We start from the raw sequence: 17,404 nt of genomic DNA on the forward strand, positions 1-17,404 counted from the left end.
AATCCTGGCGTGACAGCGTCGCCCGGGAATTTTAAAGGTTTCAACTCTAACGAGGAGTCGCAATGCTGCCTTACCCGCAGATCGACCCGGTGGCATTGGCCATCGGTCCGCTGAAAATCCACTGGTACGGCTTGATGTACCTGATCGGCATCGGCGGCGCCTGGCTGCTGGCGTCGCGCCGGTTGAACCGCTTCGACCCGACCTGGAGTAAAGAGAAACTCTCCGACATGGTGTTCTGGATGTCGATGGGCGTCATTGTCGGCGGCCGCTTGGGCTATGTGCTGTTCTACGATCTGAGTGCTTACATCGCCAACCCGTTGTTGATCTTTGAAGTGTGGAAGGGCGGCATGTCGTTCCACGGCGGGTTCATCGGTGTGATGCTGGCCGCGTTGTGGTTCGGTAAAAAGAACGGCAAGTCGTTCTTCCAGCTGATGGACTTCGTCGCACCGATGGTGCCGATCGGTCTGGGCGCCGGACGTATCGGCAACTTCATCAACGCCGAGTTGTGGGGCAAGGCCACCGATGTGCCGTGGGCGATGGTCTTCCCGACCGATCCGGCGCAACTGGCGCGCCACCCGTCGCAGCTCTATCAGTTCGCGCTCGAAGGCGTGGCGCTGTTCGCCATTCTCTGGTTGTTCTCGCGCAAGCCGCGGCCGACCATGGCGGTGTCCGGGATGTTCGCGCTGTTCTATGGCATCTTCCGTTTCATCGTCGAATTCGTCCGCGTACCGGACGCGCAACTGGGCTATCTGGCCTGGAACTGGCTGACCATGGGTCAGGTGCTGTGCGTACCGATGATCGTCGGCGGTCTGTACCTGATCTGGCTGGCGTATCACCGTGCACCGGCGGCTCCAGCGGCGGCTGTATAAATTCGAACCCCGGGGCGACGGTCCCGGGTTCAAGGACACAGGTAACTCATGAAGCAATATCTCGAACTGGTCGCCCACGTCATCAAGAACGGCACCAAACAGGCCAACCGCACTGGCGTGAACACCATCAGCTTCCCTGGCGCGATGCTGCGTTATGACCTGAAGGAAGGTTTTCCGGCGATCACCACCCGCAAAATGGCCTTCAAATCGGCTATCGGCGAGATGTGCGGTTTTCTGCGCGGGGTGAACAACGCCGCCGAGTTCCGTGCGCTGGGCTGCAAGGTCTGGGATCAGAACGCCAACGAAAACGCCCAGTGGCTGGCCAATCCGTTCCGTCAGGGCGAAGACGACCTTGGCGAGATCTACGGCGTGCAATGGCGCAAATGGCCGGCATACAAGCAGATCCCGGTCAGCAACCAGGCCGCCATCGAGCAGACCCTGAATCAGGGCTACCGCCAGATCGCCGAAGGCGAAGAAGACGGCCAGGCTTACGTGGTGCTGTACAAGGCGATCGACCAGATCCGCCAGTGTGTCGACACCATCATCAAAGACCCAGGCAGCCGCCGCATCCTGTTCCACGGCTGGAACGTGGCCCAACTTGATGAAATGGCCTTGCCGCCGTGCCATTTGCTGTACCAGTTCCACCCGAATGTGGAGACCAAAGAGATTTCTTTGACTCTGTACATCCGCTCCAATGATTTGGGCCTGGGCACGCCGTTCAACCTCACCGAAGGCGCCGCGCTGCTGAGCTTGATCGGTCGCCTGACCGGCTACACGCCGCGCTGGTTCACCTATTTCATTGGTGATGCCCACGTTTATGAAAACCATTTGGACATGCTCAATGAACAGCTCAAGCGCGAACCGTTCCCGATGCCGAAACTGGTGATCAGCGACCGTGTACCTGAGTTTGCCAAGACCGGTGTTTATCAGCCGGAGTGGCTGGAGTTGATCGAACCGAGCGATTTTTCGCTGGAAGGCTACGAGCACCACGCCCCAATGACCGCGCCGATGGCGGTCTAAAGAACTACCGCAGACCCTGTAGGAGCCGAGCTTGCTCGCGATGGCGGCAGCACATTCAACATTGATGTGTCTGACTAACCGCTATCGCGAGCAAGCTCGGCTCCTACAGGGTTTTGTGGTGTGCTTAATGGCCGTGACTGCGGCCAACATGGGAATGCTCAACCTCCGTCGCCACAACCCCGCCACTGACCTCCAACCGCTGCAAAATCCCGCACTGATCGATATCCGGCCCTTCGCTGCAACGTTGGCGCAGGTCGAGCAGCTGTGTCTGCAATGCCATCAACCCATCAATTCGCGCCTTCACGTGATGAATGTGTTCGTCGATCAACGCATTCACGCTTTCACACTGATCCTGCGGACTGTCGCGCAGGGCCAGCAGGCTGCGGATTTCTTCCAGCGTCATGTCGAGGGTTCGGCAGTTGCGGATGAACGTCAGGCGCTCGGCGTGGGCCTGGGTGTAGACGCGGTAGTTGCCGTCGCTGCGGGCCGGCTCCGGCAGCAGGTTTTCGCGCTCGTAGTAGCGAATGGTTTCCACGGCGCAGTCGGTGAGTTTGGCCAGTTCTCCGATCTTCATGACGACAATCTCCAAAAGGATGCTTGACCCTATAGTGGCTACAGGGTCTTTACTTGGCAACAGGCACCTTTCCGGACGCGACCCAATGAGCGATTCCCTTCACACGCACAAACCCGAGGCTGATCACGATCACGATCACGATCACGATCACGATCACAGCCACAAGCTGCAGCCTGTACAGAAGCATGAGCATGGCGGCCACGGGGATTCCTGCTGTTCCGCCAAAGTGGTGGCACCGTCGCTGATCAAATTGAGTGAAACCACAACCGCCGGCGCGCGACTGAGCAATTTCCGCATCGACGCCATGGATTGCCCGACCGAGCAGACGCTGATCGAGAACAAACTCGGCAAACTCGTGGGCGTGCAGCAACTGGAATTCAACCTGATCAACCGCGTGTTGGGTGTCACTCATGACCTGCCGAGCACTGCGCCGATCATCGACGCGATCAAGTCCCTCGGCATGCAGGCCGAGCCGCTGGAGCAGGGCGCTGAACTGCCAGCACCGGCGCCCGAGAAAAAGCCCTGGTGGCCCTTGGCGCTGTCGGGTGTTGGCGCGTTGGTCGCCGAAGTTATCCACTTCACCAGCGCTGCGCCAAACTGGGTGGTGGCGGTCATCGCGCTGATCTCGATCCTCAGCGGCGGCCTCGGCACCTATAAAAAAGGCTGGATCGCACTTAAAAACCTCAACCTGAACATCAACGCGCTGATGAGCATCGCGGTGACCGGCGCGATCCTGATCGGTCAATGGCCGGAAGCGGCGATGGTGATGTTCCTGTTCACCGTGGCCGAGTTGATCGAAGCCAAGTCTTTGGACCGGGCGCGCAATGCCATCAGTGGCCTGATGCAGATGGCCCCGGAACAGGCCACGGTGCAGCAGGCCGACGGCAGTTGGGTCTTGCAGCCGGTCAAAGCCATCGAGTTGGGGGCACGAGTGCGGGTACGTCCCGGCGAGCGGATCGGTCTGGACGGTGAAGTGGTGTCGGGCAGTTCAACCATCGATCAGGCGCCGATCACCGGTGAAAGCCTGCCGGTGGAGAAGACCATCGGCGATAAAGTCTTCGCCGGCACCATCAACCAGTCTGGCTCCCTGGAATACTCGGTAACCGCGGCGGCCAACAACTCGACCTTGGCGCGAATCATCCACGCCGTGGAACAGGCCCAGGGCGCGCGGGCGCCGACCCAGCGTTTCGTCGACAGCTTCTCGAAAATCTACACCCCGGCGGTGTTCATCCTGGCGCTCGCCGTTGCGGTAATCCCGCCGCTGTTCATGGGCGCCGTATGGTTCGACTGGATCTACCGAGCGCTGGTGTTGCTGGTGGTCGCCTGCCCATGTGCGCTGGTGATTTCCACCCCGGTGACCATCGTCAGCGGCCTTGCGGCGGCGGCGCGCAAAGGCATTCTGGTGAAGGGCGGCGTCTATCTGGAGGGCGGTTACAAGCTCGATTACCTGGCCTTGGACAAGACCGGCACCATCACGCACGGCAAACCGGTGCAGACCGATTACCTGTCGCTTGATCCAACCGCGGACGCATCAGCCCCGGCGATTGCGGCGGCGCTGGCCGGTCGCTCCGATCACCCGGTGTCCTTGGCCATCGCCAACGCGGCTGTGGATAAACAATTCGCACCGCTGATTGTGGATAACTTTGAGGCACTGGCCGGTCGCGGAGTGCGCGGCGAAATTAACGGTCAGGTTTACCACTTGGGTAATCACCGTTTAGTGGAAGAACTGAACCTGTGCTCGCCTGCGCTGGAGGAAAAGCTGTTCGCGCTGGAGAAACAGGGCAAGTCCGTGGTGCTGCTGCTCGACAAATCCGGTCCATTGGCGCTGTTCGCTGTGGCCGACACCGTGAAAGAGTCCAGCCGCGAGGCGATCCAGCAACTGCACGAGCTGGGCATCAAAACCCTGATGCTGACCGGCGACAACGTCCACACCGCTCAGGCGATTGCCGCGCAAGTCGGCATCGACGAGGCCAAGGGCGATCTGCTGCCGACCGACAAGCTGCAAGCCATCGACGCCCTTTATGCGCGGGGCCATAACGTCGGCATGGTCGGCGACGGCATCAACGACGCTCCGGCGCTGGCGCGAGCCGAGATCGGTTTTGCCATGGCGGCGGCGGGCACCGATACCGCCATCGAGACCGCCGATGTCGCCCTGATGGACGACGATCTGCGCAAGATCCCGACCTTCATCCGGCTGTCACGGCAAACCTCAAGCATCCTCAAACAGAACATTGCCTTGGCATTGGTCATCAAAGCGATCTTTCTTGGGGTAACCTTCGCCGGGATCGCCACCATGTGGATGGCGGTGTTCGCCGACATGGGCGTGAGCCTGTTGGTGGTGTTTAACGGTTTGCGCCTGTTGCGCAAATAAGCGATGGGGGAAGGGTGTGCTGAGTGCCGAGCTGAAGGCGTTTTACATGGTTGCTCGCCTGGGCAGCATTACCCTGGCGGCGAAAAAGCTCGGCCTGAGCCAACCCACGGTGACCACGCAGATTCGCAATCTGGAAAGTCAGTACTCGGTTGAACTGTTCTACCGTGGCGGCCGCCGCCTCAGCGTCAGCGATGAAGGTGCGCGGCTGTTGCCGATGGTCAAGGTGCTGTTGCAGCAGGAAGCCGACATCGAGTTTTTCCTGCGTAACAGCGGTCAGGTCCAAGGCACGTTGCGCATTGCCGCGACTGCGCCGTATTACATCCTCGATCTGGTGAAGACCTTCCGCGAGCGCTTGCCGCAGGTGGAAGTGTCAGTGGAGATCGGCAACTCCCAGCAGGTACTCGAAGCGCTGGAGGATTATCGGGTGGATGTCGCGGCGTCGTCGCAGTTGCTCGACGATGCACGGCTGATTCGCCGGGTGCTCGGCAGCGATCCGCTGGTGCTGGCGGTGCATCGCAATCATCCGCTGGCGGTCCACGACCATGTGCCGCTCAGTGCGTTGGCCGGGCATACGTTATTGATGCGCGAATCGGGGTCGACCACTCGACGTCTGACCGAGGAATTGCTGGCCAGCGCCGGGGTGAGTTTCGGGCCGCTGCTGGAGATTGGCAGCCGTGAGTCGATCCGTGAGGCGGTGTTGCGCAACATCGGCATCAGCATCATTGCCCGGCAGGAAGTGCCGCACGATCAGCAACTGCGCGTGCTGACCATCGAGAATGCGCCGCAGATTCCCGAGTACTTGTACTGCCTCAAAGAGCGAAAAGGCGCACGGCTGCCGGCGGCGTTTCTGGGGTTGGCGCAGGAAATGGCCCCGGCTTAAGTCCTGCGGTGACTGTGCCGGCCTCTTCGCGAGCAAGCCCGCTCCCACAGGGGGAACGCATTCCAAAATGTGGGAGCGGCGGTGCGACGATTCGACTTGCTCGCGAAGTCGCCAGATCAAACAACACAGAACCTGAACCCCCCAACCAAAATCCCCGAATACCACTATCAGCCGTTTTTGCCTCACCGCCACATGACGGACGCATTACAAACCTAGGATGGCCTTCATCTGCTTGATGAGGCCTGTCCATGAACCACTCGATCGCAACTGCCCTGACCAACCCCGGCGCGCCGATGAAAGTGCGCGGCGTGCAGAAACGCTTCGGCGCCTTCACCGCGCTGGATAACGTGTCCCTCGACGTGGCGGCCGGTGAGTTGGTGTGTCTGCTCGGTCCGTCGGGCTGCGGCAAAACCACTTTATTGCGCTGCATCGCCGGTCTTGAGAAGCAGGACAGCGGCGAGTTGTACCTCGGCGATCGCGACGTTTCCCACCTGGCGCCTCAGGCTCGGGACTACGGCATTCTGTTTCAGTCCTACGCGCTGTTCCCCAATCTCACCGTCGAAGCGAACATCGCCTACGGCCTCGCCGGCAGTGGTCGCGATGAAGTGCGCAAACGTGTCGGTCAGATGCTGGAGCTGGTCGGCCTGATCGGCAGTGAGAAAAAGTACCCCGGCCAATTGTCCGGCGGCCAACAGCAGCGCGTCGCACTCGCTCGGGCATTGGCGCCGGCACCTTCGTTGCTGCTGCTGGACGAACCGATGTCGGCCCTCGACGCCCGGGTCCGCGAGCACCTGTGCACCGAACTGCGCCAATTGCAGCGCAACCTCGGCATCACCACCCTGATGGTCACCCACAATCAGGACGAAGCCATGCTGATGGCCGACCGCATCGCCGTGATGAACAACGGCAAGGTCGAGCAATACGCCACGCCGCAGGAAATCTACGACCGCCCGGCCACACCGTTTGTGGCGGAGTTCGTCGGCCAGGGCAACTGGCTGCCCTTCCAGCGCAGCAGCGACAGCCACGCCCAGGTCGGCGGGATGAACATGCGCCTGGCCGCCGATTCGGGCAACGCCGCATCGGGTCGTCTGTTTTGCCGCCCGGAAGCGATCAGCGTCAACCCGCCCGTGCATGAAGAAAACCTGTTCCCGGCCAAGGTTCGCGAAATCACCTTTCTCGGCAACCGCTGCCGCATGAGCTTCGAACTCGATCAACTGCCGGGTCATGCATTGCTGGCGGAACTGGCGCCGGAAGCCATGCCGCGTCTTGGCGCGCAACAGATCATGGTCGCCTTGCCTCCGCGCAGCCTGCAGGTGTTTGCCTGATGAGCGCGAACCTCGCGCTGCCGATCCCGCACAAGCAGGTTCGGCAGACCTCCCGTGCCGAGATCGGCGACCGGGTGTTCGTGGTCGGCGGCAAGGTCCTGTTACTGGTGTTGCTCGGCGTCGCGGTACTGATGCCGTTGCTGGCGATCTTCTGGCGCGGTTTCAGTTCGGAAGCCGGGCAGGGCGGCGGTCTGGTGGCCGCCCGTGAATTGCTGACCAGTGCCAATTTCCACTGGTTGCTCGGCAATAGCCTGAAAGTTTCCCTCAGCGTGGCGGCGATTGTCGTACCGCTGGCCTACCTGTTTGCCTACGCGCTGCAACGCACATTGATTCCGGGTAAAGGTATCTGGCGCGGCATGTCTCTGTTGCCGCTGATGGCGCCGTCGATGTTGCCGGGCATTGCGCTGGTTTATCTGTTCGGCAACCAGGGCATGTTGCGCGGTTTGCTTTCGGACAATATCTACGGCTTCTGGGGCATTGTTCTGGGTGAGGTTATCTACACCTTCCCACACGCGCTGATGATTCTGCTGTCGGCGCTGTCCCTGGCGGATGCGCGACTGTTCGATGCCGCCTCCAGCATGGGCGCGAGTCCGGCAAAAGCCTTCCGCAGCATTACCTGGCCGGCGACGCGTCAGGCCGTGTTCGCCGCGTTCTGTCTCGTCTTCACGTTGACTATCACCGACTTCGGCGTGCCCGTGGTGGTCGGTGGCGATTATCAGGTGCTGGCGCTGGAAGCCTACAAAGCCGTGGTTGGCCAGCAACAATTCGGTCGCGGCGCGTTGATCGGCATGGTCCTGCTGCTGCCGGCGCTGTTCAGCTTCGGTGTCGATGCCTGGTTGCGTCGGCGTCACGGCGATTCCATGAGCGGTCGGGCGCAGGTCTTTCAACCGGCGCCGTCGAAACTACGGGACGGTTGCTACCTGGCCATCGTGCTGCTGATCTGCGCGGTGTTGCTGCTGGTGTTCGGCATGGCGGTGTATTCGTCACTGGTGAAATTCTGGCCGTACAACCTGTCGCTGTCGCTCAATCATTACCAGTTCAACGACACCGCGGGCGGTGGCTGGCTGGCCTATGGCAACAGCGTGAAGATGGCCTTATGCACGGCGTTGATCGGCAGCGTGCTGATCTTCACCGGCGCCTACCTGATGGAAAAAACCAAGGGCCAACGAGGGCTGAATCTGACACTGCGCATGCTCAGTTTCGTACCGATGGCGGTGCCGGGTCTGGTGCTGGGCCTGGGTTATGTCTTCTTCTTCAACCTCACGGGCAACCCGCTGCATGTGCTCTACGGGACCATGACCCTGCTGGTGGTTTGCACCATTGCTCACTATTTGACCACCGCGCAAATGACCGCCACCACCGCACTGCGCCAACTCGACGCCGAGTTCGAAGCCGCCGCGCTGTCGCTCAAGGCGCCGCTGTATCGGCATTACCTGCGCGTCACCGTGCCGATCTGCCTGCCGGCGCTGCTGGACATCGTGCGCTACCTGTTCGTCTCGGCCATGACCACCGTCTCGGCAGCGATCTTCCTTTACAGGCCCGACACCATCCTCGCGGCGGTGGCGGTGCTGAACATGGACGACGCCGGCAACGTCGGCGGCGCAGCGGCGATGTCGACCCTGATTCTGTTCACCTCGGCGGGCGTGTCCCTGCTGCTGGCCTGGGCTTCGCGCGGTTTGTTGCGTCGTTCCCAGGCCTGGCGGCAGACCGCGCCTGGTCATTGATTCGCTGCTCCTAAAACCGAAAGCCCCTCAACTCAAAAACAGGAAAAGATCATGTTCAAGCCCCTGGCCCTGGCCGCTGCTGTCCTCACCGCTTTCAGCCTGAACGCCTTCGCGGCGAAAACCGAGTTGACGGTGTACACCGCCCTCGAAGCCGAACAACTGAAGACCTATAAAGAAGCTTTCGAAAAAGCCAACCCGGACGTCGAGATCAAGTGGGTGCGCGACTCCACCGGCATCATCACCGCCAAGCTGCTGGCCGAAAAAGCTCGCCCGCAGGCTGACGCGGTCTGGGGCCTGGCGGCTTCAAGCCTGGCGATTCTTGATCAGCAAGGCATGCTGCAAAGCTATGCGCCGAAGGACCTGGGCAAGATCGGCGGCAACTACCGCGACGCCGCCAACCCGCCAGCCTGGGTCGGCATGGACGTCTGGGCCGCGACTATTTGCTTCAACACCGTCGAAGCCGAGAAGCAGGGCCTGAGCAAACCGGTGAGCTGGCAGGACCTGACCAAGCCTGAGTACAAAGGCAAGATCGTGATGCCGAACCCGGCCTCGTCCGGCACCGGTTTCCTCGATGTCAGCGCCTGGCTGCAAACCTTCGGCGAAAAGCAGGGCTGGCAGTACATGGACGACCTGCACCAGAACATCGGCCAGTACGTTCACTCCGGTTCCAAGCCTTGCAAACTGGCGGCGGCGGGCGAATTCCCGATTGGTATTTCCTTTGAATACCCGGCCGTTCAGCTGAAACGCCAAGGCGCGCCACTGGACATCATCCTGCCGAAAGAAGGCCTGGGCTGGGAGATCGAAGCGACGGCTGTGATCAAGGGCACACCGCACGAAGAAGCGGCGAAGAAACTGGCTGACTTCTCCGCCAGCCCGGCAGCGATGGAGCTTTATAAAGAGAACTTCGCCGTGCTCGCGCAACCGGGTATCGCCAAGCCGCAGACCGAATTGCCGGCCGACTACGAGCAGCGTTTGATCAAGAACGACTTCGCCTGGGCGTCGAAGAATCGCGACGAAATCCTGACCGAATGGCGCAAGCGCTATGACGGCAAGTCCGAGAAAGTGGCTGCCAAGTAAGATCTTCATCGGCTGACAGGGCCCCTTCGCGGGCAAGCCCGCTCCCACAGGTTTTGTGAACACCACGGACCCTGTGGGAGCGGGCTTGCCCGCGAAGGCGGCTTCGAATTCAGGACATCTCTCCATGACACACCACAACGACATGCTGATCGTCGGCGCCGGCATTCTCGGTCTGTCCCACGCCTACGCCGCCGCCCGGCGCGGTCTGAAAGTCACCGTTTTCGAACGCAGCGAAACGCCTTTGGGCGCCTCGGTGCGCAACTTCGGCCAGGCCCTGGTCACCGGCCAACCACCGGGCCCGATGCTCGAACTGGCCAAAGCCAGTCGCGAGATCTGGGGCCAATGGGCGCAACTCGCCGGCCTGCAACTCAAGCGCAACGGCTCATACCTGTTTGCCCGCACCGAAGCCGAAGAACACCTGCTGGAAGCCTTCTGCGCCGGTCGCGCCGTGGAACACGGTTACCGCGTCGACCTGTTGCGTGGCGCTGCATTGCGCGATGTGTACCGCGGCCAGTTCAGCCATCACCGCGCCGCGTTGCACGGGATGGACGATCAGCAACTGTATTCCCGTGAAGCCATTCCAGCGCTGATCGACTACCTGCGCCGCGAACTCGGTGTCACGTTTCACTTCTCCACCCTCGTGCGCGACATCGAGCCCGGCCGCTTGCACAGCACCGCCGGATCCTTCAGTGCCGAGCAGATCATCGTCTGTTCCGGCCACGATTATCAGACGCTGCTGGCCGAGCCGATCGCTGAACTCAACCCGCAAATCTGCCGCCTGCAAATGCTTCGGGCCCGACCGCAAATCAACCTCAACCTGCAACACGCGTTGCTCACCGGTTTGAGCTGCGTGCACTACGGCGCCTTCGCCGATCTGCCGGAAGCGGCGGCGGTACAGGCGCAAATCCAGCGCGATGCGCCGCACCTGCATGAAAACGGTATTCACCTGCTGATCAGCCCGACACCGTATGGCGAATTGATCATCGGCGACTCCCACCATTACGGCAGCGACCCGTCGCCGTTCAACGCTGAGCAGGTGGATAACTGGATGCTTGAACTCGCGGAACACACCCTGGGTTGCAGGGTGCAAGTGGTCGAACGTTGGCAAGGCGTCTATGGTTCTCGTGGTCCGGGGCCGTTCTCGTTCCTGCGGCCGATGCCGGGCGTGAGCGTGGCGCTGATGCACACGGGTGTCGGCATGAGCGTCGGGCCGGCGATGGCTGAACACAACCTAGCAACGTTGTTGGGAGAGCATTGATGGACCGCAATGAGCAAGTGATCGCCGAGGTGTTCGGTCTGTACGAGCGCTTTGGCGACAGCGATTACATCGGCGAACCGGTGTCGCAGATCGAGCACATGTCCCAGGCCGCCGAACTGGCCATGGCCGAGGGCTTCGATGACGAAGTGGTGCTGGCCGCGTTCTTCCACGACATCGGGCATATCTGCGCAGAGAGTGCCGAGAACATGGGCGGCTTCGGCGTGGTCAGTCACGAGCGCCTGGGCGCGGATTATTTACGCCGTGCAGGTTTCAGTGAGCGCATGGCGCGGCTGGTGGAGTACCACGTTCAGGCCAAGCGTTATTTGACACTTAAAGAACCGGGTTACTACGAGCGCTTGAGTGAAGCCAGCCGTCGAACGCTGGAGTATCAGGGCGGTGTGATGACCGCTGAAGAGACAGAAGCCTTCGAGCAGGATCCGTTGTGCGAGGTCAGTCTGCGCATGCGCCAGTGGGATGAGTTGGCGAAGGAGATGGCGGTGCCGGTGATTGATCTGGAGGTGTTGAAACGCAAAGCGGTCGGTCTACTGTCCCGCGAGGCGCAATGAGTTGTCTCACAGGCAATTGAGAAACGGCGGATGGAGGGGCTTGCGATAGCGGTTCAATCTGGGCTTTTCGCAAGGAAGCGCACGGATGCGTTATTTGAAAGTGATTGCACAGGATCGAAGCGGGAAGGGCTCGGCAGATACCGTTCATTTTGAATTCCATGACGCTGATCGGTTGCAGCGTGAGACGACGGATGCAGATCGGCAACAACTCAGGTCGCTCGGCAAAACCTATTTGAAATGCGCCTGGTTCAACGAGGGTGAAGGTGAGGAGCGGCACTTGCGCATCTTCTTGCAGAATCCATCCGCTGACGGCACACCTGAAACGGTGCGGCTACATTTTCACGAGGGGCAGAAGATTGCTTATAAAGCTGCGGCTCACGATCTTGATAACGATGGTGGACTGGAGGTGATACTGAGTTCGGATGTGGACAATGACGGACGCGCGGATCGCACGGATCGGCGACGAGTCGCCTCGATGGCGGGGGAGTTTTTGAAGCTCGGCGTATAAACCCGGGAACGAGCCGCTGCATTCGCGAGCAAGCCCGCTCCCACATTGGATCTGCGTCGTACACAAAACCTCTAATCACTGCAGATTAAATGTGGGAGCGGGCTTGCTCGCGAAGAGGCCCGCCTGAGCTGCACATCACTCGGGCTTTACAACTGTTGCGCCAACACCTCAACCTGCTCTTGGCGCTCCCCCTGACTCAACTTCGAATGCGGATTAAGCGAAGACCACTGCGGATGCGCCCGGGCCTTGTTCAGCGGTTCGGGCAGTTTGCCTTCGCGCCAGGTCTTGTCCTGGGGTGTGGCGACTTGAATGCTGTCCATCGCCGCATGCCCACGCGCATTGAGTGCTTGCAGCAGTTGTCGCTGACGCAGCGCCAATAGCCGCAGCACGCTGTCATCGACGGTCAGTTCGCGCTGGCCTTTGATCTTGCCCATCAACCGACTGCCATAACTGCGGGCCGTTTGCAGGGCGCCACCGGCAATCGCTCCAGCCAATGCGGCCGCACCGAGGGTCAGGCCGCCTACCAGCAAATCGACCCCGGCCCCGGCTGCCGCGCCGGCCGCGATACCGCCACCGACTCGCACGCCGAGCTGTTTCAGGGTTTCCGGGTTGAACAGGTCATCCCCCCAGCGGCCATCGAGCAGCGGCAGGTCACTGGCCGCCGCGTCCTGTGGACGGAAGGCGTAGAGCTTGAGCAGCGCTTCGACGCAGCGTTGTTCCCGTTGTCGAACCGCCTTGCGCAGTTCGTTGATGGCTTGCTGTTCTTGCTCGGCTTCGCTGATCACGCTACGCCGGCACGCGGCGCAGTCGATCAATAATTCGGCAATCAGCCGCGCCGCACTCTGTTGCCGGGCCTGGCGTTGGGCTTGCTGATCGACGATCAAGCGTTCCAGTTGCGGGCGGGCGTTCTCCAGCAGCAGGGCGAGGCTTTCATACAGTCGACGTTCGCCATCCTCCGGCGGTGCGACGCTGTCGAAGCGGACCAAGGCGTGCAAGCCGAGGCGTGCCAACGCTTCGCGCCAATCCGGTTCGCGGTGGTTGGCGCTGCTGACGAAATTCAGCACCGGCAGCAGCGGTTTGCCGCAGCTGGCCAACACTTCCAGTTCGTCGCGGTACTTGGCCAGCACCGGTTCCCGGGCGTCGATCACGTAGAGACCGGCGTCGCAGGTCAGCAGTTGCCGCAGCACCTTGGCTTCCTGTTCAAACCGTTGTCGTGCTTCGCTGCCTTCAAGAAATCGCGCTAACCGTGCCGGGCCGTCGAGGCGTTCGCCGGGACGCTCCAGGCGTTCGAGATAGTCGAGCAGGGCGATGGCATCTTCCAGGCCGGGGGTGTCGTAGAGGTCGAGCAACGGCTCGCCGTCCACCGACAACCGTGCGCCTTCGACGTGTCGTGTGGTGCTGGGGCGATGAGACACCTCACCGAAACCGACATCGCGGGTCAGGGTGCGCAGCAATGAGGTTTTGCCGACGTTGGTGTGGCCGACCACCGCGAGCTTCAAGGGCGGTTTCCAGGGGTTAGTCATGACCGCTCTCCAGCCAGTTCAACGGCGCGCAATCGGCGAACGGCAAGTCCAGCTGTTGCAGCGCCACGTGCCAGTCGCCGAGCCTTTCGGCATCCAGCGCTTCACCCGGCGGAGCTTGCAGCAGCCAGACGCGGGTGGCGCTGGCGCTGCGGGCCAGTTCGGCGATCAGTGCCAGACTGCCGCGGTCCGGCGAACGTCGCGGATCGCAAGCGATGGCCAGACGGGCCGGGGGGAAGCGACTCAGCTGTTCGAGAAGTTTGTGCCGCGATTCGCGACTGTCGAGGACGCCGGCGTTGCTCACGGATTTCGGCAGTGGCGGCGGCCAGGGGCGTTGGTCGTCCAGCTCGATGGCCACCAACAGCGCGCCATCGCTTGGCAGGTCGCTGACACCGCTTTCAATACGGTGCAATTGCTCTGGCTCAGCGTCGCTGATGCCCAGGCGTTCGCTGGTCGGCATCAGCCGTTCGCGCAGTTGGGCGTAACCGGGCAGGTTCAAATCCAGATGCAATGTTGCTTGCCCGGTTTTCCAGCGCCACAGGCAAAACAGCGCCAACAACAGTCGCGGCAAAACACCGTAGACCACCAGCACGCCGACCAGCCATGTTGCCCAGGCCTGACGGGCGCTTTCGATATTCAATGCGGCGTCGCCGCTGGCGCGGATCATTTCCACGGTCGGAACGTTGAAGCCCAGCATGGCCGGCAGGGCACCGAGGGCTTGGGTCATGGCGACGAAAGTGTCGCCGCCCAGGAGCGTGGTTTCCCAGACGAAGCCATAACGGCGGGTCGCCATCAGCATCAATAGCATGACCAGTGCGCTGAGCATCGCCAGCAACCACAAGCTGTTGACCAGTATGCCGACCGCCCAGCGATTGAGTTTCTGTCGTTGCAGCAAGAGCAGCAGGGCCGGGGCCAGTTGCGCGGCTTTGGCATTGCGGGCGAGTTTTTCGCTGAGCCATAACCATAAGCGGCCGAGGGTGGCGCCGTGTTCGCCGGCGAAGACCAAGCCCAGCGCCCAGCTCAGCAATAGAATCAGGTTCAGCCCGAGCAAACTGCCCAAGGCCCAGAACACATTCACCGGAGTTTGTCCGTCGCCCAACGCGGCAAACGCCAGACCGGCGCCGCTGGCAATGGCCAGCACCGCCATCACGATCAGCGCCAGACGCGCGCCTTGAAGCCAATGTTTGAGGGCGCTGGTCAGCCCATCACGCTCGGCCAGCCACAGGGCACGGCGTTGAATACGTGTCGGCAGATCGCCGCCCGCGCTGCGGGCCAGTCGGTTGGCTTCCAGATCATCCAGGGGGCCGGCATGTTCTTCACGCAGGCGCACCGTCTCGGTCAGCCAGAGGTTTTGCAGTGGAGTCAGTTCAGTCACGCGGCATCCCGTCGCTCAATTGAACGGTGAGCATAACCGCTGTGGCGCTTATCGGGGTACGGGAGGCTCTGGTATCCTCGCCGGCATGACTAAATCACTCCCCCTCAGCCTGATCGCAGCCCTCGGTGAAAACCGTGTGATCGGCGTCGACAACAGCATGCCCTGGCACTTGCCGGGGGACTTCAAATACTTCAAGGCCACGACCCTCGGCAAGCCGATCATCATGGGTCGCAAGACCTGGGATTCCCTCGGTCGCCCGTTGCCGGGCCGGTTGAACATCGTGGTCAGCCGTCAGGCAGATCTGAAGTTGGAAGGCGCGGAAGTTTATCCGTCGCTTGCGGCTGCAGTGGTTCGCGCGGAAGAGTGGGCGCGGGAACAGGGCGTCGATGAGCTGATGCTGATTGGTGGGGCGCAGTTGTATGCGCAGGGGTTGGCCCAGGCTGATCGGCTGTATTTGACGCGCGTGGCGCTGAGCCCGGAAGGGGATGCGTGGTTTCCGGAGTTTGATTTGGGGCAGTGGAAACTGGTGTCGAATGTTGCGAATCCAGCGGAAGGCGATAAGCCAGCGTACAACTTCGAGGTGTGGGAAAAGGCCTAAAAGCTTCGCGAGCAAGCCCGCTCCCACAGTTGATCTCGGGTGTTCATAAGTTCTATGTACACCGCAGGACCAATGTGGGAGCGGGCTTGCTCGCGAAGGCGGACTATCAGGCGCTACTTAAGCGTGAGCCAACTCCGAATGCTCATCCGCATCCAGCAGCTCTTTATCGGTCTGCTGCATGATCTGGCTGGTGATCGCACCGGCGGTAATCGAACCACTCACGTTCAACGCCGTGCGCCCCATATCAATCAGCGGCTCAACCGAAATCAGCAACGCCACCAGTGACACCGGCAAGCCCATCGCCGGTAACACGATCAACGCGGCAAACGTCGCGCCACCGCCCACTCCGGCCACACCCGCCGAGCTCAGCGTCACAATCGCCACCAGCGTCGCGATCCACAGTGGGTCCAGCGGGTTGATGCCCACAGTCGGTGCAACCATCACTGCCAACATCGCCGGGTACAGACCGGCACAACCGTTCTGGCCAATGGTCGCGCCGAACGACGCGGCAAAACTGGCGATGGACTGTGGAATACCCAAACGGCTGGTCTGGGCTTCGATGCTCAGCGGAATGGTCGCAGCGCTGGAGCGGCTGGTGAAAGCAAACGTCAGCACCGGCCAGATCTTGCGGAAGAAGCGCAGGGGATTGATCCCGGCGGCCGAGACCAGCAGGCCATGGACCACAAACATCAGGCCCAGCCCGATGTAGGAAACCACCACGAAACTGCCGAGTTTGATGATGTCCTGCAGGTTGGAGCCGGCGACCACTTTGGTCATCAGCGCCAAAACGCCGTACGGGGTCAGCTTCATCACCAGACGTACCAGGCGCATCACCCAGGCTTGCAAGGTGTCGATGGCGTTGATCACTTTCTGACCTTTCTCCACGTCATCTTTCAACAGTTGCAGCGCCGCGACCCCAAGGAACGCAGCAAAAATCACCACGCTGATGATCGAGGTCGGCTTCGCGCGAGCGAGGTCGGCGAACGGGTTTTGCGGAATGAACGACAGCAACAGCTGCGGCACATTCAGGTCGGCAACCTTGCCCGCGTAGTCGGTCTGAATGGTTTGCAGACGGGCCATTTCCTGAGTGCCGGCCACCAGGCCTTCAGCGGTCAGACCAAACAGGTTGGTCAGCCCGATACCGATCAGCGCCGCAATGGCCGTGGTGAACAGCAGCGTGCCGATGGTCAGGAAGCTGATCTTGCCCAGCGACGAGGCGTTGTGCAGGCGGGCCACGGCGCTAAGGATCGAGGCGAACACCAGCGGGATCACGATCATTTGCAGCAACTGCACGTAACCGTTGCCCACCAGATCGAACCAGCCGATCGAGGCTTTCAGTACCGGGTTGCCGGCACCGTAAAGGGTGTGCAGCGCCACACCGAACGCCACGCCCAGCACCAGCGCGAGCAGAACTTTTTTCGCCAGGCTCCAGGTGGTGTGACGGGTTTGTGCAAGACCAAAAAGTAACGCGAGGAACACCAGCAGATTGAGGATCAGCGGCAGATTCATGAGAACTCCGATAAGACTTGTGCCAGCCACCTTCCGGGGTGACTGCGAACCGGCAAGCCTAACAGCTTGATTTCCAATGAATTAATACCAAAAACGTATGAAAACCGTCGTTTTTGGAATAAGCGCGCGTCGCTCACAGGGATGCAGCTGGCGCAATGGAGACGTGAGCGGTCGCTGACAGGCGAGGACTGTCACACTTATTTGTTAGCGTCGATGTCTTTCATTCAGGG

The 17,404-nt window shown here is 61.2% G+C and carries 15 protein-coding genes; 11 read left to right on the plus strand and 4 right to left on the minus strand.

Annotated elements, in window-relative coordinates:
* Positions 1-62 precede the first annotated feature (62 nt).
* Positions 63-869, plus strand: a complete 807-nt coding sequence (gene lgt / locus KW848_RS09695; protein WP_111448409.1) for a prolipoprotein diacylglyceryl transferase — start codon at positions 63-65, stop codon at positions 867-869.
* A 48-nt stretch (positions 870-917) separates the two neighbouring features.
* A complete protein-coding gene (locus KW848_RS09700; protein WP_111448410.1) occupies positions 918-1,889 on the plus strand; it encodes a thymidylate synthase in 972 nt (323 codons plus the stop codon).
* A gap of 124 nt (positions 1,890-2,013) precedes the next feature.
* Here KW848_RS09700 and cadR read toward each other — a convergent pair whose 3' ends face one another.
* The gene (gene cadR / locus KW848_RS09705; RefSeq protein WP_056738877.1) at positions 2,014-2,463 is read right to left on the minus strand and encodes a Cd(II)/Pb(II)-responsive transcriptional regulator; all 450 of its coding nucleotides are present in this window, start codon (positions 2,461-2,463) and stop codon (positions 2,014-2,016) included.
* 85 nt (positions 2,464-2,548) lie between these two features.
* Here cadR and KW848_RS09710 point away from each other — a divergent pair, with 85 nt between their 5' ends.
* From KW848_RS09710 to KW848_RS09745, 8 genes are all read left to right on the plus strand, one after another.
* Positions 2,549-4,834, plus strand: coding sequence for a heavy metal translocating P-type ATPase (locus KW848_RS09710; protein ID WP_218536667.1), 2,286 nt, complete (start codon positions 2,549-2,551; stop codon positions 4,832-4,834).
* Positions 4,835-4,850: 16 nt separating this feature from the next.
* Positions 4,851-5,714 carry a LysR family transcriptional regulator gene (locus KW848_RS09715; protein ID WP_218536668.1) on the plus strand — a complete coding sequence of 288 codons (864 nt, stop codon included), beginning with the start codon at positions 4,851-4,853 and terminating at the stop codon, positions 5,712-5,714.
* 248 nt (positions 5,715-5,962) lie between these two features.
* Positions 5,963-7,039 (plus strand): putative 2-aminoethylphosphonate ABC transporter ATP-binding protein, encoded by a 1,077-nt coding sequence (locus KW848_RS09720; protein WP_218536669.1) that lies wholly within the window; start codon positions 5,963-5,965, stop codon positions 7,037-7,039.
* Positions 7,039-8,763 carry a putative 2-aminoethylphosphonate ABC transporter permease subunit gene (locus tag KW848_RS09725; RefSeq protein ID WP_218536670.1) on the plus strand — a complete coding sequence of 575 codons (1,725 nt, stop codon included), beginning with the start codon at positions 7,039-7,041 and terminating at the stop codon, positions 8,761-8,763. Before KW848_RS09720 ends, KW848_RS09725 begins: the two co-directional genes overlap by 1 nt.
* Before the next feature lie 51 nt (positions 8,764-8,814).
* The gene (locus tag KW848_RS09730; RefSeq protein ID WP_150659029.1) at positions 8,815-9,840 is read left to right on the plus strand and encodes a putative 2-aminoethylphosphonate ABC transporter substrate-binding protein; all 1,026 of its coding nucleotides are present in this window, start codon (positions 8,815-8,817) and stop codon (positions 9,838-9,840) included.
* Between the two features lie 124 nt (positions 9,841-9,964).
* Positions 9,965-11,098 carry a TIGR03364 family FAD-dependent oxidoreductase gene (locus KW848_RS09735; RefSeq protein WP_218536671.1) on the plus strand — a complete coding sequence of 378 codons (1,134 nt, stop codon included), beginning with the start codon at positions 9,965-9,967 and terminating at the stop codon, positions 11,096-11,098.
* Positions 11,098-11,664, plus strand: coding sequence for a phosphonate degradation HD-domain oxygenase (locus KW848_RS09740; protein ID WP_218536672.1), 567 nt, complete (start codon positions 11,098-11,100; stop codon positions 11,662-11,664). Before KW848_RS09735 ends, KW848_RS09740 begins: the two co-directional genes overlap by 1 nt.
* Positions 11,665-11,749: 85 nt before the next feature.
* On the plus strand, positions 11,750-12,172 hold the full coding sequence (locus KW848_RS09745) for a hypothetical protein (RefSeq protein ID WP_218536673.1): 423 nt from the start codon (positions 11,750-11,752) through the stop codon (positions 12,170-12,172).
* Positions 12,173-12,318: 146 nt separating this feature from the next.
* Here KW848_RS09745 and KW848_RS09750 read toward each other — a convergent pair whose 3' ends face one another.
* Positions 12,319-13,695, minus strand: coding sequence for a GTPase/DUF3482 domain-containing protein (locus tag KW848_RS09750; RefSeq protein WP_218536674.1), 1,377 nt, complete (start codon positions 13,693-13,695; stop codon positions 12,319-12,321).
* The gene (locus tag KW848_RS09755) at positions 13,688-15,067 is read right to left on the minus strand and encodes a DUF2868 domain-containing protein (protein ID WP_218536675.1); all 1,380 of its coding nucleotides are present in this window, start codon (positions 15,065-15,067) and stop codon (positions 13,688-13,690) included. Before KW848_RS09755 ends, KW848_RS09750 begins: the two co-directional genes overlap by 8 nt.
* An 85-nt stretch (positions 15,068-15,152) precedes the next feature.
* On the opposite strand from KW848_RS09755, the gene KW848_RS09760 reads away from it, so the two are divergent.
* Positions 15,153-15,665: a dihydrofolate reductase gene (locus tag KW848_RS09760; protein ID WP_218536676.1), complete on the plus strand. Its 513-nt coding sequence runs from the start codon at positions 15,153-15,155 to the stop codon at positions 15,663-15,665.
* Between the two features lie 117 nt (positions 15,666-15,782).
* Here KW848_RS09760 and KW848_RS09765 read toward each other — a convergent pair whose 3' ends face one another.
* Positions 15,783-17,174, minus strand: a complete 1,392-nt coding sequence (locus KW848_RS09765) for an L-cystine transporter (RefSeq protein WP_111448424.1) — start codon at positions 17,172-17,174, stop codon at positions 15,783-15,785.
* Between the last annotated feature and the right edge of the window lie 230 nt (positions 17,175-17,404).

Origin of the sequence: Pseudomonas sp. PDM25 (assembly GCF_019219045.1) — a bacterium.
In the GTDB taxonomy this organism is placed as follows: domain Bacteria; phylum Pseudomonadota; class Gammaproteobacteria; order Pseudomonadales; family Pseudomonadaceae; genus Aquipseudomonas.